Raw genomic sequence first — 21,925 nt, forward strand, 5'->3', positions numbered from 1 at the left:
ATCAACTACACGAAGTATATACATATTATCCGACACTATTAATTGATTTTATCTATTCACTTACTTCGAACAAAACTAAATCAATACCATAATCTACATACCTTTTAGATAATAAAAAAACTACTTGTAACAAACCCAGTCAAGCAAAAAATTCTAACTTTACTGCAAGTTAAGATAATTTTTGAATTTTCGCTTTCTTTTTCCTCGAAGTTTGTCTATTGTAATAGTAGTTTGTTCAGTTAAAAACAATTATACATAAACAGTAGTTTAAAAAGAGAGAAGGAATCATATGCAAAAATATAAAGGTGAGCTGCTCATGCTCATCACCGCTGTCATGTGGGGAAGCGGTTTTGTCGGAATGGCGAAAGGGCTTGAACATTGGACCGTTTTTCAATTGATGGCCGGGAGATTTTTATTAGCTTCCATTATTTTAAGTTTCATTTTCTATAAAAAATTAAAACTCATTTCAAAAGCTGTAATATGGAAAGGTGCGATTCTCGGCGCAATCTTGTTTATCGCCTTTGCCCTGCAGACCATGGGCTTGGAATATACAACCCCATCTAAAAATGCATTCTTGACAGCGATTAATGTCATTATCGTTCCAATTATCGCTTATGTCATTTACAAAAGAAGAATTGACCGGTTTGAGTTTATTGCAGCTGGTGTGGCAGTGGTCGGAATTGGATTTTTATCATTGCAGGATTCGATGACGATTAATTTTGGCGATTTCCTGTCGATTCTTTGTGCGGTCGGATTCGCTTTTGATATTTTTTATACAAATGTATTTGTTAAAACTGAAGATGCTTTAGCGCTGACAATTGTCCAGTTTTATACGGCGACTGTCCTAAGTGTAGTTAGTGTTGTCATGCTAGGGGAAGTGCCGACGACTTATACTTCAGAAGGGTTGGGTATCATAGTGTACTTGGCAATATTTTGTACTGCTGTGGCGTATGTATGCCAAAATATCGGCATGCAATATGCAAACCCTACGAAATCTGCAATTATTTTATCAACGGAATCATTGTTCGGTACGATGTTCTCCGTCCTTATTTTAAATGAAATTTTAACTGGGCGTATGCTTGTTGGTTGTGTTCTTATCTTCTTTGCGATTTTGTTTGCAGAAGTCAAACCGACCTTTAGACGTAAAAAATCCTATATATAATGAACAGCCATTTTAAGCAATCCGTTTAAAATGGCTGATTTTGTTTATTATTATAGAAATACGGAAAAGGATAAGAGATGAATTCAGGGGAGGACTGGTTATATGTTAAATTATACGCGAAATGGTTCTGGGGAAGTTGTAGTATTAGTACATGGATTTTTAGGGAGTACAGCAATATTCGAAAAAATTATGGAACCTTTAACAAAGCAATTTGATGTCATTGCAATCGATTTACCAGGGCATGGAAAAAGTGAAATGCCGGAAGGGGAATATACAGTTTATCGCTATGCCGAAGATATAATCGATGTATTAGTTACGGAAAAAGTTGAAAAGGCTTATTGGGTCGGGCATTCGATGGGTGGCTATATTACATTGGCGGCAATCGAGAAACAATACTCTAAAATCGAAAAGGCTGTCTTATTGTATTCATCCGACTCATCGGATACACCAGAAGCAATCGATAAAAGAACGAAACAACAAGAAGAGATTCAGGAACATGGAACAGGCTCGTTCGTAGACGGAGTGATTCATAACTTCCTTGCGCCCGATGCAAAAACGGAAGATGTGCTGTTTGCAAAAGAAGTTGCCTATGAAGGAAAAGAAGAAGGCCTTGTTGCTGCACTAGGTGCTATGAAGTCACGTCCAAACCAACGAGATCTTGTCGATACAATATCAATTCCAATTCTCGTCATTGAAGGAGAACAGGACAAAGCTGTCACACCGATTACGACATCCAACCCGAATGTGGAGAAAGTAAAAACCAATACAGGACATCTTGGTATGGTGGAAGATTCTCAAACGGTAGCAAGAGAAATCATTCGTTTCCTAAACAGCTAAAACTAAAAAGAGAGGGATCCATTTTTTGGGTCCCTCTCTTTTTAACTGTATTGCTTTTTCAAATATAACGTAATCCAATTAAAGGACTCGTTTTTTTCTAAATTGGAGATGAGACCAATAATGATCGCATTTCTTGGATTTTCACTTTTCATTTCTTCTATTAATAATTGGAGGGAATCGAGTTCCAAATTGTTCGTCGTCTGCTGTTGAAGCAACATCAGTTCCTCCACTATATGATCAATCGAATAATTTTCGATCCGTCTGTAAAACTGTGAAGTATTTTGCAACAGCGCTATTTTACTTTTTGTCGCTAATAAAGTTGTCTTCTCAACAAGCGAATCTGCAAACCTCATCGCATCAAATGTCTGGCACGAGTCGAAAATATACTGCATATACGATTGAACCATCCCATTTACAATAACGACTAAATCATATTGTCGTCCCTCGATTTGTTCGCCAAATACTTCAAACAGCAGCTTTTCCAAATTTTTATTGGAAAGCTCTACATAATAATGAATCCGTTCAATTAATGCCTTATTGATGGCAGAAACGTTTTCCTTCATCAAAATATCCGCAAATCCCGCATAGTGTGACAATACTTTCATAGTATGAACAAAGTAGATATGGAGCTTTTCTGAAGGCGTATTACCTTCACTGACTGCTTGGTCAACTTCGCGAATTATATTGTTCATAAAATGTTCAATAATAGAAAAAACAAGCTCGTCTTTTGATTTAAATGATAAATAAAAAGCACCTTTAGAAATGCCGCAATGATCGGTAATTTGCTGTACTGACGTAGCTTCTATCCCTTTTTCGGCAAATAAATGTAGTGCTGAATCGATTATCAATTGTTTTCTTGTCATAATATTTTCAAGCCCCTTTCAATTGACACGTGACCGACTAGTCATTATTATAGAATGGTGGTTACATATAGTCAAGAAAGGTAAGGTGGAACTGTGAGGGGCTTGGTTAATTTCGTATTAAAGAATAAGCTTGCAGTATGGTTACTAACAATCATTATCGTGTTTTCCGGTATTTATTCATCCACGCGTATGAAAATGGAGTCGATTCCAGATATTTCGATCCCGTTCCTAATCGTTATGGGTGTTTATCCTGGGGCAACACCAGAGCAAGTAATGGATGATCTTTCAATTCCTTATGAAAAGGCAGTTGAAAGTTTAGAAGATGTAAAGGCTGTATATTCTACATCTTCATCAAATGTTTCACAAGTTCAAGTGGAATATGAATATGGCGTGGATATGGATGAAAAGAAACGTCAGTTAGAAGCTGCTTTAGATAATATTGAGCTTCCTGAAGGTGCACAAGAACCTTCAATCATGGCAATCAGTATGAACATGATGCCTGTTATTGCATTATCAGTAAGTAGTTCGGATGAAGATATTGTTGAACTGACGTCGACAGTAGAGAAAATAATTTTGCCGAAACTAAACAAAATTGACGGTGTTGCATCTGCGACAGTTACAGGTCAACATCTTGAAGAAGTTGCCTTCACATATGATGAAGAAAAGATGGCACAATTAGGTTTAACGGAAGAATCTGTTAAGCAAATGATTCAGGCAAGTGACCTTGCAGTCTCGTTAGGATTATACGAGTTTGAAGCTGGCGAGCAAGCTGTTGCAGTTGACGGCAAGTTCAAAACAGAAGAACAGTTAAAAGAAATGCTGATTCCTGTAACACCTTCTGAAACCAACCCGGTTCCTTTCGTAAAACTGGGGGATATTGCTGAAATCGAAAAAGTAGGTAAAGTGCAATCAGTATCTCGAACAAATGGTAAAGATGCGATTGCGATTCAAATCGTAAAAGGCCAGGATGCCAATACGGTGACTGTAGCAAATGCAGTTAAAGATTTAATCGAAGAAGAGCAGGAAGCCATTTCAGGTCTTAAAATCGATATTTCTTTAGACCAAGGGAAACCAATTGAAGATTCAGTCTTTACAATGGTTGAAAAAGCGGTATTTGGTGGTTTAATCGCAGTATTAATTATCCTATTATTCCTGCGTGACTTTAAATCAACTATTATCTCGATTATTTCAATTCCAGTGTCAGTATTCATGGCTTTAATGGCATTGCACTGGCTGGATATTACGCTGAATATTATGACGCTTGGTGCGATTACGGTTGCAATCGGACGGGTAATTGATGATTCCATTGTAGTAGTAGAAAATATTTATCGTCGTATGCATTTAAAAGAAGAGAAATTACAAGGCCGTGCGTTAATTCGTGAAGCAACAATTGAAATGTTCAAGCCGATCATGTCTTCAACATTAGTAACAATTGCAGTATTCGCACCACTTGTATTTGTAGGCGGTATGGTAGGGGAATTATTCGTACCATTCGCATTAACAATGTCATTTGCTTTAATCGCATCATTAATCGTTGCGATTACAATCGTACCTGCACTTTCACACACATTATTCCGTAAGAAAATTTACGGCGAAAAGTCTGAAAGTCAGCATAAAGAAGTCGGTAAGCTTGCAGTAACATACCGTAATTTCTTGGAAAAATCTTTAAACCATAAATGGATTTCGTCAATTATTGCGATTGTTCTATTAGTTGGTTCACTAGCACTAACACCATTAATCGGCTTTAGTTTCATGGGTTCTCAAGAAGAGAAAGTAATGTATTTAACATACACACCTGGAACTGGCGAATTGATGGAAGAGACACTTACGAATATTGAAGAAGTAGAAAAAGAGTTATTGAAACGTGAGGACATCGATATTTTACAATTATCGGTGAACACAGAACCTTCTACTGATGCTGCTGCAATGATGACTGGCGGTGGTGCAGGCGGTGGTTTAATCTATGCGATTTTCGATCCGGATATGGAAGATTTCCCGAAAGCGAAAAAAGAAGTAGAAGACTATATCTTTAACATTGGCCAATCCGGCGAGTGGAAAACGCAAAACTTCGCGATGGGTATGTCATCGAATGAAGTAAGCTATACACTATATAGTGAAGATTTAGATAAGTTAAACGAAGCAGTTGCTCAAGTAGAAGATGTTCTAGTTGATGTTAAAGGACTTGATGAAGTTGAGTCTAATGCTTCTGCACCATATGTAGAAAATGTAATCAAAGTAGATCAGGAAAATGTATTACAATACGGTCTGACTACTGCTCAAATTTTAATGGCTTTACAAACAAATTCAGCTAAAGAAGTGCTGACAACTGTCGAGAGTGACGGCGCTGATATTAATGTAGTTGTTCAACGTGAAGCAAAATCTGCGGCAGCGGATATTGATGAATTATTGGAAACACCGATTCAAACGGCAACTGGTCAAACAATGACAATTGGTGACATTGTAGAGCTTGAAGAAGGTACGACTTTAAATTCATTATCTCGTCAAAAAGGCGAATACTTTGCGACAGTATCTGCAACGATCATAGATAAAGATATTTCAAAAGCAACATCTGCAGCGGATGAAAAAATTGCTGATCTAGAATTACCGAAAGGCGTTACGACTGGTGTAGGTGGTGTGGCTGCAGATATGGCTGAAACATTTACTCAACTAGGGGTTGCGATGATTGCAGCTATTGCGATCGTTTACTTTATCTTAGTTGTAACATTCGGTGAAGGTTTAGCACCATTTGCGATTTTATTCTCTTTACCATTTACAGTAATCGGTTCATGGATTGGATTGTTCGCAACAGGTCTTACAATTTCGGTTTCAGTTATGATGGGATTACTGATGTTAATCGGAATTGTTGTCACGAACGCGATCGTACTTGTTGACCGCATTATCCGTATGGAACATGAAGGAATGAACATGCGTGAAGCAATTCTGGAAGCCGGTGCAACTCGTTTACGTCCTATCTTAATGACGGCGATTGCAACGATTGGTGCAATGTTACCAATGGCATTCGGTGGTGCTGGCGGCGGTCTGATTTCTCAAGACCTTGCTGTAACAGTAATTGGTGGTTTATTATCATCAACATTATTAACATTAATCATCGTACCGATTGTATATGAAGTATTATCAAAAATACTGAAGAAGAATCGTAAAGATGTAAAAGACAATTAATACGAACAGCCTGTAAGAAGTAATTTCTTGCAGGTTGTTTTTTTATAGTAAAGTTATGGGTATAGAAGAAAAGTTTTAACATACATAACGGGAGGCATTTTATGAAGAAACTATTGTTGTTCAGTCTGTTAGCTGCAGCCATTTTCAGATTTGGTTCGATTTCTGCCGAAGCAGCGTCAGACTCAATTGAGCTTGGTAAATACCCGGTGCAAGTAGTTGCGAAGAAGAATACAGAACTAAAAGATGAACACGGCAACATCATAAAAACTGTAGCAAAAGGTGAGAAGTTATTATTGCAGGCATTAAAAGGTATATCCGGAGTTATCAACTATTCTTCCAAAGAAGCCTACATCCCTTTAACCGATGTTCACTATATCCAGTTAGTCGATGGTTCGAAAATAATCACGTCCGATGAAGTGGCAGCAAAGCTAAAGCTCGTTTCTCAAATGTATCCATCACTGACGAAATTGAAGATGATCGGGAGTTCGGTTGAGGGACGTTCTTTATATTCATTAAAAGTTGGAACGGGTAAAAAGGAAGTATTGATGGATGCATCTTTTCATGGACGTGAACATATGACGACAAATGTATTGATGGAAATGATTGATACATATTTAAAAGCATATGTGAACGGAACGAAAATTGGAAAATACGAGGTGAAGGAAATTTTAAGTGAAGTGAGCATCGTATTTGTGCCAATGGTGAATCCTGATGGGGTAACACTAGCGCAAGGAGGCAAAGTAAAAACATCGATGACAAAGCTTAAAGCAATGAACAACAACAGCACCAATTTTAATCGTTGGAAAGCGAATATAAACGGTGTCGATCTGAATCGTCAATTTAATGTAAACTGGCATTTAATCAAAACGACAAGGCCCTCATTCAAAGAATATAAAGGAAAAGCACCAAATACTGAACCGGAAGCGCTTGCGATCAAAAGACTGATTGACCGTGGGGATCATTTAGCATATATTTCATATCATTCTTCCGGTCAACTTATTTACTGGAGCCAAACGAAATCAAAGTTCAGCCGAACGAAAAAGTTGGTGAAAGGGGTATCGTCCATTACCGGCTATAAAGTAATGCCGGTAACAAAGAAAAATGAACCAATAGCGGCATCTGAAGATTATTTCACAAAAGTAAAAGACCGCCCTGCAATGACAGTTGAAATCGCGCCATATGCCGGAGAAGCATCCGTTCCGTTAAAAAGATGGAATAATGTTTGGAAGCAAAATAAAACAGTCGGACTTTATATAGCCAATGAGGCCCGGAACTGGTAAAAAAACTGGTGAACCCCGATTACGAAGGTTCACCAGTTTTTAGTTTGTTTCTTGAGCGGGCGTTGTCCGTTTATGTTTAGGAACGAAAAGTACGACAATAAAGGCAACGATTGCTAATAGGAACATATAGAAATACGTCGAACTAGCCGCATTTGCATAACTTTCGTTTACCTGAACGGATGTACCCGTTAACTGCAGTGTATACACTGTTACAATGACAGCCGTTCCGATTGCACCAGCAAGTTGACGGATTGTATTGTTTACGGCAGACCCGTGTGAGGCCAGTTCTCTTGGAATCGCATTAAGGGCAGCCGTATTTAACGGCATTGTAATAAATGCCAGCCCAATCCGTAAAATAATGGTGCGTACTAGAATATATACATACGAAGTAGTAGAAGATAAGTCGATAACGAGCCACATCGAAAGTGCAACTAAAACTAAACCGAATATAAATAAAGGCTTCGCTCCGTACTTATCAAATAGTTTCCCTGTAACCGGTGACAAAAATGCATTGATAATCGCACCGGGAAGCAGCAGTAATCCTGCATCCAATGCAGAAAAACCACGGCCATCCTGTAAATACATCGGGAGTAAAATCAAGTCTGCATACATGATGATCGTAATTGCGACATTTATAATCGTCGTCATGGAATACATTTTATATCTGAATACCGATAAATTCAGTAAAGGATCCTGTGAAGACAATTGACGTTGGCAAAACAGAAAAATAATGATCAATCCCGCACCAATCGTTGTTAAAATAACTCCATCATCCCATCCGCGGCTTCCGGCACTACTAAACCCGAACAATAAGAGACCGAATCCGAATGTTGAGTATATTAAGCTGATCAAATCGATTTTCGATTTCGCACCTTCATTTACATTCATCAAGTATTTATACGCTAAGACAATAATAATAACGATAAATGGAATTAAGCTGATGAACAGCCAGCGCCATGATAAATAATCAATAATAAATCCAGCAAGAGTCGGGGCAATGGCAGGTGCAAAAATAATCGCAAATCCGACTTTCCCCATAATAGCGCCCCTTCTTTCTTCAGGGAACAAGTAGACAATTACGGTCATCATTAAAGGCAAAATAATACCTGCTCCTACAGCTTGAATCATACGTCCTGTTAAAAGCATGCCAAAGTTCATTGCACATGCTGCGACAACAGAACCGGCTAATAAAAATAGCATCGCACTAATAAACAGTTGGCGTGTTGAGAAGCGCTTCATTAAAAATGCCGTAATTGGAACCAAAATTCCGTTCACAAGCATAAAGCCTGTTGCGAGCCATTGAATTGTTGTAGGCGATACCGAAAAGGTGTTCATTAAATCACTTAGTGCGACATTGAGTAATGTCTGATTTAAAGTGGAGAAAAAACAGCCTGCAATCATGACGATCAGCAGTATTTTTCTTGTTTGTTCCGATAATTCATTTTGCATTTTAAAACCCCTTACGCTACGATAACTTTATAGACAGTTTGTCTAATAAGTATTTTAACAATGAGCAGGAGCCTTTGACATACACAATATGAAGCACTTTGTAGACTAATCGACAAATTGTTCAAATATGTAGATTTAATAATATTTAATAGACAGGAATGGTAAATCTGATGATGAAAATAGATCCACGAACAATTCGTACAAAAGAAATGTTAAAGAGAGCGGTATTCGAACTTTTGGAAGAAGGAGTAATGCTTAGTCAGTTGTCTGTACAAAAAGTAACAAAGCAAGCCACGTTAAACCGAACAACATTTTATTTGCATTATGAAGATATCAATCATTTGATGGATGATTTAACAAAAGAGATTTTCAATGAAGTAACTGAAAAAATAACAGATTTAAACCATATTCATCTGTTAAACGAAAAGGAACATTTAGTTGAGCTGCTCAATTATTTGGCCTCACAAAAACACGCTTTACGATTACTTTTCCAGTTTGAACAATTTGAAAAAGTGCTATTTCAATTAATGAAACAATTGATTGATACGAGAAGGCTGAACAGTGACCGTGTTTCGTCGAAATCACTTGTCGACAGTCATATAAAAGCGGCGTCCCTTGTCGGTGTGATCTCGTGGTGGTTAAAAGATGGAGGTTATTTAAATGCGTCATACATTGCTGATCAAATCTACCTCCTGTACAGAACATAGTTTAGCTGTTCTTCACAGCTAAACTATAGTTTGTATACAACTCCTAAAATTAGCGAATCTTTTCATGTGTAAAAAATTTAAGCCATTAAATCTGGGCATATATAATTGACTATTTTCTGAATTCATAATATGTTAATATATGAGTATATGTTCATATATTAAATAAATGGGGGCGTTTTAAATGGGAGAGCACCATCATCACCATCATCATTCGCATAGTACGAACAAGAAAGTACTGTTTATATCTTTTTTAATTATTACCGGGTTTATGATTGTCGAAGCGATTGGTGGGGTGCTGACGAACAGTCTTGCGCTGCTTTCTGACGCAGGACATATGTTAAGCGACGCCGTTTCACTTGGAATTGCATTAATGGCCATTGTATTTGCACAAAAAGTAGCAAATGCCAGTAAAACATTCGGCTACAAACGTATTGAAATATTGGCTGCCACACTAAATGGACTGACGTTAATCATCATCGCGCTGTTTATTTTTTATGAAGCGATCGGTCGTTTCATGAATCCGCCTGCAGTTGCTTCAACCGGGATGCTCGTCATCAGCAGTATCGGATTGGCAGTAAATATTCTAGTGGCATGGATTATGATGCGCGGTGCGGATACGAAGGAAAATTTAAATATGAGAGGCGCCTATTTGCACGTGATCAGTGACATGATCGGTTCAATCGGTGCCATTGTTGCCGCGTTGCTTATACTGTTCTTTGATTGGGGATGGGCAGATCCATTGGCCAGTGTCTTTGTAGCTGCGCTTGTACTTCGCAGCGGATATCATTTAACGAAAGCTTCATTGCATATTTTAATGGAAGGCACACCTCAGGATATAACTGTTGATGAAATCATAGAAACGATTGAGAAATATGAAGAGGTAAAGGCGCTTCACGACTTGCACATCTGGACAATTACAAGTGGATTAAATGCGCTGTCATGTCACGTTGTTGTAAATGATGACTTGACGATTAAGGAAAGTGAGCAACTTTTAGAGAAAGTTGAACATGATCTGCTACATCAAAATATTCATCACGTGACGATTCAAATTGAAACAACTACGCATCAGCACGACCATTCGGTTTATTGTACAGCGAAGCAAGATTCAAGCCATCAGCACCACCACCATCATTAATCAATTACGCCGGGCGTATAAGAGAAAAGAGGTAAATCGTATGACAATGGAAAAAAGAACCCAACATGAATTGGATGAAGAAACATTGTTTGTCGTTTCGCAAACGTTCAAGGCGTTAAGCGATCCGACACGAATCCGTATTTTAAACATGTTATGCTGTGAAGAGCATTCGGTAAATGACATTGCAGAAAAGCTCGATTTAAATCAGTCGGCGGTTTCCCACCAGTTACGTTTTTTGAAGAATTTACGTTTAGTAAAATTCAGGCGTGAAGGGACGACATTGTATTATACAAGTGCAGATGAACATGTTATCAACTTGCTCCATCAGGCAATCGATCATGCTCATCATTAATTAAATAGAATAGTCATCAACACGTAAAAGTTTTCTTTAATGAACGGTTACGTGTTTTTTCATTGATTTCGACATTGAAGAATGTAGGGTATATCAATAAACGGAAGACGCAAACTAAAATCATTGCCCATTTACATGGTGGCAGCAGCAAGTTTACAAAACATTTATAGTTGAATTCTAAAATAATGGAGGTTTTTCAATATGAAAGTTGTAGCAATTGTAGGAAGTATCCGTAAAGAATCATACAATCTAAAGATCGCAAAATATATTCAGGCACGATATGCTGATAAGTTCGATTTGGAAATTCTGGATTTAACCCCTCTGCCGATGTATAACCAGGATATCGAAATGGATCCTCCAAAAGCAGTATTAAACTTTAAGGCAAAAGTAAAAGAAGCTGATGCAGTTCTTTGGATAACACCTGAATATAACGCTACAATCCCCGGTGTGTTAGGAAACGCCATCGACTGGCTAAGCCGTGTGGATAAAGTGATGAACGGCAAACCATCCATTATAATGGGGTCATCAATGGGAATCTTAGGTTCTGTTAAAGCCCAAATGCATTTGCGAGATATTTTATTTGCAATCGGTTTAAATTCCCCGGTTTTACCTGGTAACGAAGTGTATATTGGAGCTGTTCATGAAAAAATTGATGCGCTAGGACAACTGACAGATGAAGCGACAATCGCATTTTTAGACGGCGTGATTGTGAACTTCGTGGAATGGATGAAGAAGTTTTAATAGTGATGGCACCTCTTTTTAAGAAGAAGTGTTGTTTTTTATGAAGGCGAGTTTTCCTGGAAATGTTACTGCAACAAAAAGAGACTCAGACAGTAAGGCCCAGTATAGAGGATAAAGATATCGCATTTTGTCAATAGAATGGTGTGACGAAAAAATATTGTTTTAGGTGAAAGAATACTCCTTAAATCCGCTTTTTTATTTACTATAGTTTTTATCTATCAAAATTATAGGAAGTATCTAATGGACGAAAGACGAATCTCTCATTACAATATAGATAAGGCGATTAAAAAATTAGGTGTAACGAATTTTTTAATGGCTATATGGATTTACAGAAATTCATCGTAACATCGAACTAAAAATATTATTTTGGGGTGATTGTTAATGGGAAAAGATTTAAGTCAGTTCATCAGAAATGAAGCGTTTTTAAACAAAGTTGTTTCAGCAGAGGAAGCCGCGTCTTGGATTGAAGACGGCATGAATCTGGGAATGAGTGGTTTTACACTTTTCGGAGAGCCTAAAGAATTTCCTCTTGCACTTTCTAAACGGGGAGAGCAGGAAAATTTCAAAGTAAATCTATATACAGGGGCATCATTAGGTCCAACTGCCGACCAATCGATGGCAGAAGCAGGCATCATCAACTTACGTGTGCCTTATCAAGGTAATGCGATTATGCGGGGTAAAATCAACAACGGGGAAATTTACTATATTGATCAGCATTTATCACATACAGCGGAAGAAGTACGTAAAGGTTCACTAGGTAAAATTGATTATGCGATTATTGAAGCAGCAGCAATTACAGAAGACGGTCTCGTGATTCCAACAGGTTCTGTAGGGAACTCACCGATTTTTGTAGAAAAAGCAGAAAACGTGATTATCGAAATTAATACAACAGCCCCAAAAGCATATGAAGGGCTTCATGATATTTATGTTCAAAAAGCACAAGGCGAGCGTAAAGAAATTCCTATCTACAATACAGGGGACCGAATTGGTGAAATCGGAATTAAAGTCGATCCTGCGAAAGTTAAAGGTATTGTTTTATCGGAGCAGCCGGATATTCCGTCACCATTATTCGAGCCAAACGAGGAAACACAGAAAATTGCCGATAATTTATTAGCATTCTTGGCAAATGAAGTGGAAGTAGGGAATTTGCCGGAATCTTTAGCGCCGCTACAATCAGGCGTTGGTTCGGTAGCAAATGCCGTATTAAACGGCATGCAAAAGTCTCAATTTAAAGATCTTGAAGTATTCTCGGAAGTACTGCAGGATGGTGTGTTTGACCTGATTGATGCGGGTATCGTTAAATTCGCGGCAGGTACAGCATTCTCGCTTTCCAAAAAGCGCGTGGACTCACTAGCGGAAGACTTGGAAAAGTACAAAGATAAAATTATGTTCCGTCCACAGGAAATTTCGAATAACCCGGAAATAATTCGTCGCTTAGGTGTTATTTCGTTTAACACAGCAATTGAAGTCGACATTTACGGTAACGTCAACTCAACTCATGTTAACGGCACAAAGATTATGAACGGTATTGGCGGTTCTGGTGACTTTGCACGTAATGCACGCATTACTATTTTCGTTACTTCTTCATTAGCGAAAAACGGGGCTATTTCAACAATCGTTCCATTCGTTTCACATATCGACCATACAGAACACGATGTCGATGTCATCGTAACGGAGCAGGGCTATGCGGACCTTCGTGGACTTCCACCAGTGAAGCGAGCAGAGAAATTGATTGAAATTGCACACCCGAAATATAAAGAACAGTTACGTGCTTATTTCGAAGAGGCAAAAGAAAAAGTAGGCGGCCAAACACCGCATATCCTTGAAAAAGCATTCTCATTCCATAACAATTTAAAAGAGAATGGGACAATGTTATTTGAAGACGACAAAATTAAACACTAATGGATAAACAGACAAAGGTGGCGTTTTAACATGGATGTAAAGTTTCCTATTGGTCCATTGCAAGTACCTGAACAGGTGACACTTGCCAATGTAAAGGAATGGTTACAACAAACGGAATCATTTACGACACGTTTAAGAGAAGTGGTCGATTCTTTAAATGAAGAGCAGTTAAACAAAACTTACCGCGAAGGTGCCTGGACAGTTCGTCAGCTTGTTCATCATATTGCTGATTCACAGCTGAACATGTACCAGCGGCTGAAGCTGGCACTAACGGACGACAACCCGACTTTGCCGGGATTTAATCAAGAAAAGTGGGCAGTACTGCCAGACAATGACTTACCTGTAGAAAGTTCGATTAAAATGCTTGAAGGTATTAATGAGCGGATCGTTTCGTTAGGTCAACGTATAACTGAAGACCAGCTAAAACGTGAATTTACACATGAGACAAACGGGCCAATCACAGTTGCCAAAAAATTAGCGAAATTGGCATGGCATGAAGAGCATCATTTCGCTCATATTAAAATCGCCCTATCAAATTAATTCTTTTTATTGTAATGGCTTACCAAACAGTGGTAAGCCATTTTTTGTAAGTGTACTATTTTATTTCCTTATATAAAAAGACGAGACGTTCAATTTCATCAAAGCCATTGTTTTTATAAAAATGTTCTGCCGGAATATTTCGGTTTGTGAGCAGTGTCATCAATTCAACTGATTTCTCTTTCAACTGGATTTCTAAATAGTTGAGCATCGCTTTTCCAATTCCTTTATTTTGCAACGTTTGATCGACGCACATTTCATGGATGAAATATTCATCGCCACTATACCACTTCCGTTGCACGCCCATTATAAAGCCAAGCAGTACACCATTTTCGATAGCAATTACACCTAGAAAGTTTGGGGTATTGTAGTAATCGGATAAATACTGGTGCGCACTTTCATCGTTCCAGTTGTCATTCCACGGCTCTGCATTAAATACTTTTATAAATGTTTCTGTACATGTTGCTAAATCGGATTTTTCCATTCTTTTAAATTCCACAATGAACCGCTCCTTTTAAAGTTTTTTCGTAAAACAGACAATGCGGTTCGCTTCTTTAAAGGCTAATTTAAGATGAACGTTTATACTGTCCTGATTAGACAATTCGCAGTCGCTTGCAAACTCTGTACATCCCTTTGTTTTAGCCCAATGTTCACATGCTTGTACTAACTGTTGCGCGAAATGCTGTCTACGGGAAGCCTCCACTACATATAGGCCTTCCAAATAGCCAACTGGTGTGGAATGTGTACCCTCTACATAGTCAAACCGGAGCTGACATTGTGCAAAACCAATTGGTTCTTCATCGTTAAATGCTAAGAAAATAGTACTGTTCTGGTTTGTAATAACGTCTTCCATGTTCTGTACGAATTCTTGTAAATCATTACCTGGCCAAAGGAGTAAAGCAAGGTGAGCTGCTGCAGATGCTTGGTCCAGTGTCGCTTCTTTAATCATAGGTTCCTCCTGTTTATAGTAATAAGTATGATTACTATTATAGAATAAAATGGAAGGTGATAGGTGGTTATGCACTGGATTGTCAAAAAATTTATTTTCATTTAAAGGTCGAGCTATTGCAAAAATTGGAAGGGAAAAGGCTTTTAAAAAGGGAACTCTTTTATATAGCTGATTTAATAAAGGGGAGAAATTGCTTTGAGTAAGTCATTTATTGAACAAGTCCATTATATTCGAATTCCTGTAAAGCATTTAGAAGTGTCTGCACAATGGTACAGTGATATATTAGGGTTCCAATTACTAAACAATACTGAGGAAAGAGCCATTTTAAAAGTAAATGAAGGACCATTCTTATTAATCTTAGTTCCTACTGAAGATGAAACATTTGCACATTTCACAATTGATAATAACCAGGAATTTAGCATTGGCTTCACGAGTCCTGAACTATCTAAATTTCATCAACACTTAATTGATCATCAAGTTACGGTCGAAGATATAAAAGAAGATAATGGGCATGCCTTTTTCCACTTTTATGACCCAAATGGGAATAAACTTCAAGTTCACTGGTGAATTATGATAAATTTATTACCTAATATCATCACACAACAAGAGTGGTGAAAAGGTAAAAATATTGAAACGAATCTATCTTTCCTTAATACGTTATGTCACAGCGTTTCAACAGAGCCTAAAAATAAAAAGCAAGCCATACGATCAACGTAGGCTTGCTTTATAAAGGTTTTAAAGCTTTCGTCTGCTCAATGTAAATAAATGCATCGTATCTTGAACCAATATTGGATGGAACATAATTCCCGTATACTTCATATTCAGGATGATAGACAACACCAATTGCACGATGGCCAATCCGATCATTGAATAATTTCCGATTCTCATCAGTAAAAATCAGTATTTTATCTTGTCCGCCAGCTGCGTGGAGCTGTCCTTCCCATGTGTTGAGTTTGGAAGAGGGAACTTGGATTATTTGCAAAGGATCTCCCCAGCTGTCAGCAGCGATGACCGTACCTTCATACGTCCCGAAGCCGATCGCAAAAGTATTGTCCATTCCATATTGTTCACGAATAAGTTGACCGACGTTGATCATCTGATCTTCTTTCATGCTGGTGGCGGATGCATCTCCGATATGTGTATTATGTTCCCAAATAATAATTTTTGCATCATCCCCGTGATACTTCAATAATTCATTGATCGCTTCCACCATATGTGAATCGCGTGTATTCCAGGAGATTGCATCCTGCATCATTTCCCGGTAATACGTTTCAGCATTTTTCGCGACAAGCGCATTCATCATGACATTTAAATCTTCCTCATGTTTATTCGAGTACTGTTCCTTGTTATTTCGCAGTGATTTCAGCAAATCTGTTACTTCACGGACACATTCATCCGTAAATTGAGCAGTGGAAAGGGCATAATGTTCGGGCATTCTGTTGTAAGGTTCAAAGCAGGAAAATGCCTTCTTTGCGTGCTCAAAATCTGCTTTATACTTAGGGTTTTCAGATAAAAAGTGTATTACTTCATCCATCGATTCAAAGAGACTGTATAAATCAATACCATAAAACCCGACTTTATTGCTCAATGTGTCATTTTTATCCTTTAGCCACTCTACGAATTCTTTTACTTCTTCATTTGCCCACATCCATTGCGGCCACCGGTTAAAAGATTCCTTTAAAATTGTTGTGGCAGTTGCATTGTCATCTTCATAACCTTTTACATAGCGGTTTACTGCCTGTGCAGATGGCCAGTCTCCTTCAACAGCGATTATATTAAACCCTTTTTGATTGATCAGAAGTTTAGTTAACTCTGCGCGGACTGTGTAAAACTCCGATGTACCGTGCGACGCTTCACCGATCATCACAATTTGGGCATTTCCAATCGAATCGACAATTTTATTTAAACCGTGTTCGTTAAAGGGAAGGGCGTGCTCTTTTATTGCAGCTACCAGTTTTCTTGGCATGTTTTTTTCGCTCCTTTCATACAACGTTATCTTTCCCGTACTACTCATATGAATACCCAGCTGCGTGTAAATTACTCGGGAGCATATTAAAAAAAACAAAAGAAAATTATTTTGTATAAACATAAAATAAGTGGTGATGCTAGTAACGATGGTCGGTTAGCCATCGAATGATTTTGGCGCATGATTCCTCGTGAATCCAATGCGCCTTTAATTTTGCTCATTTAATCTTAAACTTTTTACAACTTTCAGGTTAGTAATTTTGTACTTCGTAGAATTTTATAATATGATAGTTTTATACTAACTGAATCAGGGAGAATGACTTAATGAGTATTTATAATTATTTAGTGAAAAAAACGAACGGTGAGATCCTGTCAATGGAAACTTATCGTGATCAAGTGATGTTGATTGTGAATACGGCAAGTAACTGCGGATTTACTTTTCAATATGAAGACATGCAAAAGTTATATGAACGCTATGCAGCAAAAGGGTTCACAGTACTATCATTTCCATGCAACCAATTTGGCGAGCAGAACCCGGAAGACGGAGAAACGTCCGCAAGACAATGCAAGCTACAGTTCGGTGTTACATATCCAGTATTTGATAAAATCGATGTGAATGGCAAAGAGACTCATCCGCTATTCAACTACTTAAAACACGAGGTTGATTGTCCGGAATTTGTACGTGATACAATGCAGCAAAAACATTTGTACAATACAATTCAAACAAACTATCCTGATAATTTAATCGGCCGCAATATTCGCTGGAATTTCACGAAGTTCCTAGTAGACCGAAACGGCCGTGTCATCCAACGTTTTGAGCCGGATGCTTCATTCCTGGATATCGAAAATGCGATTGAACAGCTTTTGGAAACTGCAGCTGTAAAATAATCACATTACAAATAAAGCCCATTCCTTCAATGGAAATGGGCTTTATTTTATGCATTCTTTTTCGTCCTTGTAGTGGTTGCACGTTTTCTCGTTTTCGGCTTCTTCGTCTTATCCAGGGATGCTTGTAATGCGGACATTAAATCGGTCACATTATCAGGCAGCGGTCGTTTTTCGTTTGCCACAACCGTACTTTCCGTTTTCTTTTCCTCGATCAGCTGCATGAGCGCTGTACGGTAATCATCCGTATATTTGGTTGGGTCAAACTCTGTTGTCAATTGTTCAACAAGCATAAGGGCCGTATCCAGTTCCTTTTGCACGACTGCTTCAACACTTGGTATATTCGGTACATCCCCGACATCTCGCACTTCATCCGGGAAATGAATGATCTCCATAACTAATGTATTTTTATAGACACGGACAATGGCCAATTGCTCTTTTGACCGGATCGTAATTTTAGCGACACCGATTTTACCTGATTCCTCCAACGTTTTTCGTAATAGGACATAAGCTTTTCCACCTGTATTATCAGGTGATAAATAGTATGTTTTTTCAAAATAAATCGGATCAATTTCTTCCAGCTTAACAAAATCTATAATCTCTACGGATTTGTCCTCATTTTCTTTACGCAAGTTTTCCAAATCCTCTTCATCCAAAACGACGAATTTGTTCTTTGTATACTCGTATGCCTTTACGATATCTTCATCCTTTACTTCTGCCTGACATCCTTCACACACCTTTTTGTAGCTGATCGGTGTATGGCATTCCTTATGGAGCTGCCGAAGTTTAACGTCTTTATTTTCAGTTGCGGCATGTAGCTTGACGGGAATATTTACTAAGCCAAAACTAATACTACCTTTCCAGACAGTATGCATGTTGTCACCTCATTTTTCCTTACTATGGGACTAAAAATTTAATTTATGTATTGTCTGCGAAAAAAAACAAAGCATAAATATAAAAATGAAAGTTGGCCTATATGTGAAACCTATGTTATTAACCGATGTACCGGATATTCCATTAGGTGACGATTGGTTGTATGAGGCAAAGTATGACGGTTATCGCTGTATTTTAGTTTGGGACAAGGGCAAAAATATTCCTGAGCTGAAAAGCCGAAATGGGAATGTATTAAATGAAAAATTTCCAGAAATCATTCGTTTCTGTAAGAGTATTTATGCTGAAATCGAACCATATTTACCGCTGATTTTTGACGGAGAAATCGTTTATTTAATCAATCATTTTCAAAGTAAATTCTCGTTTGTGCAAAAGCGTGGAAAAATGACGAATCAAAAAAATATCGAATCGAATGCAAAGACATTTCCATGTCATTATATTGTATTTGATTTACTGAAATTAAAAGGGAAAGATAAGGGAAATAGCCTGTTAACAACAAGAAAACAATTATTATCCGATCTTTTTGAACGGCTCAATTTACTTGACACTGTTCAATATAATGATTCAAAGAGACTTCAAGCGATTGATGTATTTGAAAATCCGCATTTACTTTGGCAAAAAGTAACGTCCCATAATGGGGAAGGGATCATTGCGAAAAAGCGCAGCAGCAAATGGCTGGAAAATACGAGAACGAAAAGCTGGCAGAAAATAAAAAACTGGAAACATGTAAATGTCATCCTCACGAAATTTGATCAATTAAACGGTTTTTTTAATGGTGCAATCTATCAAGAAGACATGCTTATGGAAGTGGTTTCGTTTAAACATGGTTTGTCCGAGGAAGAAAGCAAAACATTGATCGCCTTTTTTAAATCGAAAGGGACAGTAAAGGAGAAAAGTATATTCGAGATTCCCCCTTCAATTTGCGTAACCGTTGCCTGTATTGATTTCGATGGCAGTAAATTGAGAGAGCCGCGCTTTCATTCGTTCCAACATCATCTGGACGTTACCGAGTGCAACTGGCAGCAAATGCAGAGACAATTAAACCCGATTCCGGAAAGTGTCATCGTCACCCATCCGGACAAATCGGTTTTTCCTGCTAGCCATATTACAAAGGATGACTATTTGTATTATTTACAGACGGTAGCGCCCATGATGATGCCTTTTCTGCAGGACCGGTTATTGACGGTCATCCGTTATCCGCACGGGGTACCTGGTGAAAGCTTTTACCAGAAAAACTATATCGAGAACTTGCCGGAATTTATCACAACTCAGTTAGTAGACGACACCCATTTTATCTTGTGCAATAATCTCGAATCCCTACTGTGGTTGGGAAATCAGCTCGCTTTGGAATTTCATATTCCGTTTCAGCCGGTCACTTCAGAACAGCCGACAGAAATTGTATTCGATTTGGATCCACCTTCCGTTCATGAGTTTGGATTGGCGGTAGATGCTGCTGTAAAGTTTAAAACGATAATGGACTACTTTAAACTGACAAGCTTTATTAAAACGTCAGGCGGAAAGGGCATGCAAATCTATATCCCATTGCCACTGCACACATTTTCTTATGAAGATACGGGTGTATTTACCGAGTTTATATGCCGATTTCTCGTACAGCAATTTCCTGATTCGTTTACAATCGAGCGGATGAAGAAAAACAGGGGTAAAAGGCTGTATTTGGATTATGTCCAGCATCGGGAAGGCAAAACGATTGTGGCACCATATTCACCACGCGGCAATAATAAAGGATTAATCGCCACTCCATTATTATGGGAAGAAGTATACGAAGGATTAACGCCTGATCTTTTCACAATTCCAAATATAATAAAACGTCTGGAACGCATGTCGGATCCTTTCAAAAATTTCAGGGAAGTGGGTGAGCGGCAGCCATTCCGAGCTGCTCTAGATCAAATAACTGGGAAACAAGTGTAGTTGGTAGCACCAGCAGTCAACTTAGAAAAAAGCCTTCCGCAAATTATGCGAAGGCTTTTCTTTTATACATTAAGAAGGATTAATCACTATAGGAGCATCCTCATGGTGGTTTGAATGACTTGGGGATAAGTCATAAGCAATCAGCGTAACATTTAATTTTTGTTCCAGTTGCTTAATTGCCTCCAGTTTATTCAAATCCAGTTCTGCAAATTTTGTTTCTTCCACAATAATCACATCCTTATTACAGTATAGATGTAGTATGAAAAGTAAATTTATATTTATCCGTGCTGTATGTAGGACAAAATAGCGATTCAGTAAATTTGGCAGAAAAAAAGAGAGATAAAAATATCTCTCAAGCCTCAAGAATTAATTGCATTATAGTTTAATGGATGAAGAATATTAGTAAATACGTCCTTTTTTACAATAAAATATGTTTTCTTATTATATGTAACGACCACTTGCCCTGGTTTAACAAATACTTTAGCTGTCTTTAAATTAGCATATGGCACACCTAATAATTTTGAAATGTTCATGATAATTACCCCTTTTCAAGTTTCTATATTTGTTATTCCCAAAATAATAATAGTTTTAAACTATATTAGATAAATTTATGCTAGAAATAAGGTTCGAAATTCAAGGTAAGTCAATGATTTTACAAATTTAATTATGAATAAAAACCTTCGTACCAATGGTTGCTCTAGATGACAATTCTAGAACATCGTGATTAAACATTCTAATACATCCATGTGAACGATTCTTACCAATTGAAGCCGGGTTATTCGTTCCGTGTATACCATAATGAGGCTTAGACAATCCCATCCAAAGCACTCCGAATGGTGCAGGAGGATTAAGTTGTTTATTGATGATCGTGTATGTACCAGAAGGTGTTGGGGTTAATATTTTGCCAACTGCAATCGGGTAAGCTTTTATAAGTTTATTGTCATCCATTAGCTTTAATCGATGTTTTAAAGTGGATATGTCGATCCATATTGCCATGAAGATCAACTCCAATTTTAAAATAGTATGAAGCAATATAGATATCAGTTAATTCGAGGAAACCAATTTTGTCGATCTTATTCCTTGTCGAATTTAAAAAAGACCTGAGCAACGACTCAAGTCTATAAACCCTTATTCTAATATATGCTGCTTAACCCAAAATAA

Annotated in this window: 22 protein-coding genes; 13 read left to right on the forward strand and 9 right to left on the reverse strand. The window is 37.8% G+C overall.

All coding sequences use genetic code 11. The features are described from left to right. Nucleotides 1-289 precede the first annotated feature (289 nt). Together MHH37_RS09495 and MHH37_RS09500 are read left to right on the forward strand one after the other, a co-directional pair. The gene (locus tag MHH37_RS09495) at nt 290-1,162 is read left to right on the forward strand and encodes a DMT family transporter (RefSeq protein ID WP_087617277.1); all 873 of its coding nucleotides are present in this window, start codon (nt 290-292) and stop codon (nt 1,160-1,162) included. Nucleotides 1,163-1,264: 102 nt separating this feature from the next. Continuing rightward, nucleotides 1,265-1,999, forward strand: a complete 735-nt coding sequence (locus MHH37_RS09500; protein ID WP_065215992.1) for an alpha/beta hydrolase — start codon at nt 1,265-1,267, stop codon at nt 1,997-1,999. Between the two features lie 41 nt (nt 2,000-2,040). Here the strand turns inward: MHH37_RS09500 and MHH37_RS09505 are convergent, their stop codons facing one another. Then, complete coding sequence (locus tag MHH37_RS09505; RefSeq protein ID WP_342576056.1) at nt 2,041-2,862, reverse strand: TetR/AcrR family transcriptional regulator; 822 nt, start codon at nt 2,860-2,862, stop codon at nt 2,041-2,043. A gap of 93 nt (nt 2,863-2,955) precedes the next feature. Between MHH37_RS09505 and MHH37_RS09510 the strand changes: the two genes are divergently transcribed. Further along, nucleotides 2,956-6,042, forward strand: a complete 3,087-nt coding sequence (locus MHH37_RS09510; RefSeq protein WP_342576057.1) for an efflux RND transporter permease subunit — start codon at nt 2,956-2,958, stop codon at nt 6,040-6,042. A gap of 101 nt (nt 6,043-6,143) precedes the next feature. Further along, entirely contained in the window at nt 6,144-7,322 is a 1,179-nt protein-coding gene (locus MHH37_RS09515) for a M14 family zinc carboxypeptidase (RefSeq protein WP_342576058.1), read from the forward strand. Nucleotides 7,323-7,361: 39 nt separating this feature from the next. Here the strand turns inward: MHH37_RS09515 and MHH37_RS09520 are convergent, their stop codons facing one another. Then, the gene (locus MHH37_RS09520) at nt 7,362-8,771 is read right to left on the reverse strand and encodes an MDR family MFS transporter (RefSeq protein WP_339264512.1); all 1,410 of its coding nucleotides are present in this window, start codon (nt 8,769-8,771) and stop codon (nt 7,362-7,364) included. Nucleotides 8,772-8,941: 170 nt separating this feature from the next. On the opposite strand from MHH37_RS09520, the gene MHH37_RS09525 reads away from it, so the two are divergent. From MHH37_RS09525 to MHH37_RS09550, 6 genes are all read left to right on the forward strand, one after another. Then, entirely contained in the window at nt 8,942-9,478 is a 537-nt protein-coding gene (locus MHH37_RS09525; RefSeq protein WP_008407098.1) for a TetR-like C-terminal domain-containing protein, read from the forward strand. A 181-nt stretch (nt 9,479-9,659) separates the two neighbouring features. Continuing rightward, the gene (locus MHH37_RS09530; RefSeq protein WP_342576059.1) at nt 9,660-10,613 is read left to right on the forward strand and encodes a cation diffusion facilitator family transporter; all 954 of its coding nucleotides are present in this window, start codon (nt 9,660-9,662) and stop codon (nt 10,611-10,613) included. A 40-nt stretch (nt 10,614-10,653) separates the two neighbouring features. Continuing rightward, nucleotides 10,654-10,965, forward strand: coding sequence for a metalloregulator ArsR/SmtB family transcription factor (locus tag MHH37_RS09535; RefSeq protein ID WP_008407096.1), 312 nt, complete (start codon nt 10,654-10,656; stop codon nt 10,963-10,965). Nucleotides 10,966-11,166: 201 nt separating this feature from the next. Continuing rightward, nucleotides 11,167-11,706: an NAD(P)H-dependent oxidoreductase gene (locus MHH37_RS09540; protein ID WP_342576061.1), complete on the forward strand. Its 540-nt coding sequence runs from the start codon at nt 11,167-11,169 to the stop codon at nt 11,704-11,706. Nucleotides 11,707-12,087: 381 nt separating this feature from the next. Next, nucleotides 12,088-13,608, forward strand: a complete 1,521-nt coding sequence (locus MHH37_RS09545) for a succinate CoA transferase (RefSeq protein ID WP_342576062.1) — start codon at nt 12,088-12,090, stop codon at nt 13,606-13,608. Between the two features lie 30 nt (nt 13,609-13,638). Continuing rightward, nucleotides 13,639-14,148, forward strand: coding sequence for a YfiT family bacillithiol transferase (locus MHH37_RS09550; protein WP_342576063.1), 510 nt, complete (start codon nt 13,639-13,641; stop codon nt 14,146-14,148). A 55-nt stretch (nt 14,149-14,203) separates the two neighbouring features. Here the strand turns inward: MHH37_RS09550 and MHH37_RS09555 are convergent, their stop codons facing one another. Together MHH37_RS09555 and aac(6') are read right to left on the reverse strand one after the other, a co-directional pair. Continuing rightward, on the reverse strand, nt 14,204-14,644 hold the full coding sequence (locus MHH37_RS09555; RefSeq protein WP_342576064.1) for a GNAT family N-acetyltransferase: 441 nt from the start codon (nt 14,642-14,644) through the stop codon (nt 14,204-14,206). A 15-nt stretch (nt 14,645-14,659) separates the two neighbouring features. Continuing rightward, nucleotides 14,660-15,094: an aminoglycoside 6'-N-acetyltransferase gene (gene aac(6'), locus MHH37_RS09560; protein WP_342576066.1), complete on the reverse strand. Its 435-nt coding sequence runs from the start codon at nt 15,092-15,094 to the stop codon at nt 14,660-14,662. 195 nt (nt 15,095-15,289) lie between these two features. On the opposite strand from aac(6'), the gene MHH37_RS09565 reads away from it, so the two are divergent. Then, nucleotides 15,290-15,661 (forward strand): VOC family protein, encoded by a 372-nt coding sequence (locus MHH37_RS09565; RefSeq protein ID WP_065215982.1) that lies wholly within the window; start codon nt 15,290-15,292, stop codon nt 15,659-15,661. Nucleotides 15,662-15,818: 157 nt separating this feature from the next. Here MHH37_RS09565 and MHH37_RS09570 read toward each other — a convergent pair whose 3' ends face one another. Continuing rightward, on the reverse strand, nt 15,819-17,060 hold the full coding sequence (locus tag MHH37_RS09570; protein WP_342576067.1) for an erythromycin esterase family protein: 1,242 nt from the start codon (nt 17,058-17,060) through the stop codon (nt 15,819-15,821). 323 nt (nt 17,061-17,383) lie between these two features. Between MHH37_RS09570 and MHH37_RS09575 the strand changes: the two genes are divergently transcribed. Beyond that, entirely contained in the window at nt 17,384-17,947 is a 564-nt protein-coding gene (locus MHH37_RS09575) for a glutathione peroxidase (protein ID WP_342576068.1), read from the forward strand. A 47-nt stretch (nt 17,948-17,994) separates the two neighbouring features. Here MHH37_RS09575 and MHH37_RS09580 read toward each other — a convergent pair whose 3' ends face one another. Continuing rightward, nucleotides 17,995-18,819, reverse strand: a complete 825-nt coding sequence (locus MHH37_RS09580; protein ID WP_008407087.1) for a Ku protein — start codon at nt 18,817-18,819, stop codon at nt 17,995-17,997. A gap of 103 nt (nt 18,820-18,922) precedes the next feature. On the opposite strand from MHH37_RS09580, the gene MHH37_RS09585 reads away from it, so the two are divergent. After that, nucleotides 18,923-20,764 carry a DNA ligase D gene (locus tag MHH37_RS09585; RefSeq protein WP_342576069.1) on the forward strand — a complete coding sequence of 614 codons (1,842 nt, stop codon included), beginning with the start codon at nt 18,923-18,925 and terminating at the stop codon, nt 20,762-20,764. A 69-nt stretch (nt 20,765-20,833) separates the two neighbouring features. Here the strand turns inward: MHH37_RS09585 and MHH37_RS09590 are convergent, their stop codons facing one another. From MHH37_RS09590 to MHH37_RS09600, 3 genes are all read right to left on the reverse strand, one after another. Continuing rightward, the gene (locus MHH37_RS09590) at nt 20,834-20,989 is read right to left on the reverse strand and encodes a hypothetical protein (RefSeq protein ID WP_014823888.1); all 156 of its coding nucleotides are present in this window, start codon (nt 20,987-20,989) and stop codon (nt 20,834-20,836) included. A 134-nt stretch (nt 20,990-21,123) separates the two neighbouring features. Next, nucleotides 21,124-21,297, reverse strand: coding sequence for a hypothetical protein (locus tag MHH37_RS09595; RefSeq protein WP_008407084.1), 174 nt, complete (start codon nt 21,295-21,297; stop codon nt 21,124-21,126). 127 nt (nt 21,298-21,424) lie between these two features. Next, nucleotides 21,425-21,760, reverse strand: a complete 336-nt coding sequence (locus MHH37_RS09600) for a L,D-transpeptidase (protein WP_014823887.1) — start codon at nt 21,758-21,760, stop codon at nt 21,425-21,427. Nucleotides 21,761-21,925: the final 165 nt, after the last annotated feature.

It is taken from the genome of Solibacillus sp. FSL K6-1781 (genome assembly GCF_038630735.1).
Taxonomy (GTDB): Bacteria; Bacillota; Bacilli; order Bacillales_A; family Planococcaceae; genus Solibacillus; species Solibacillus silvestris.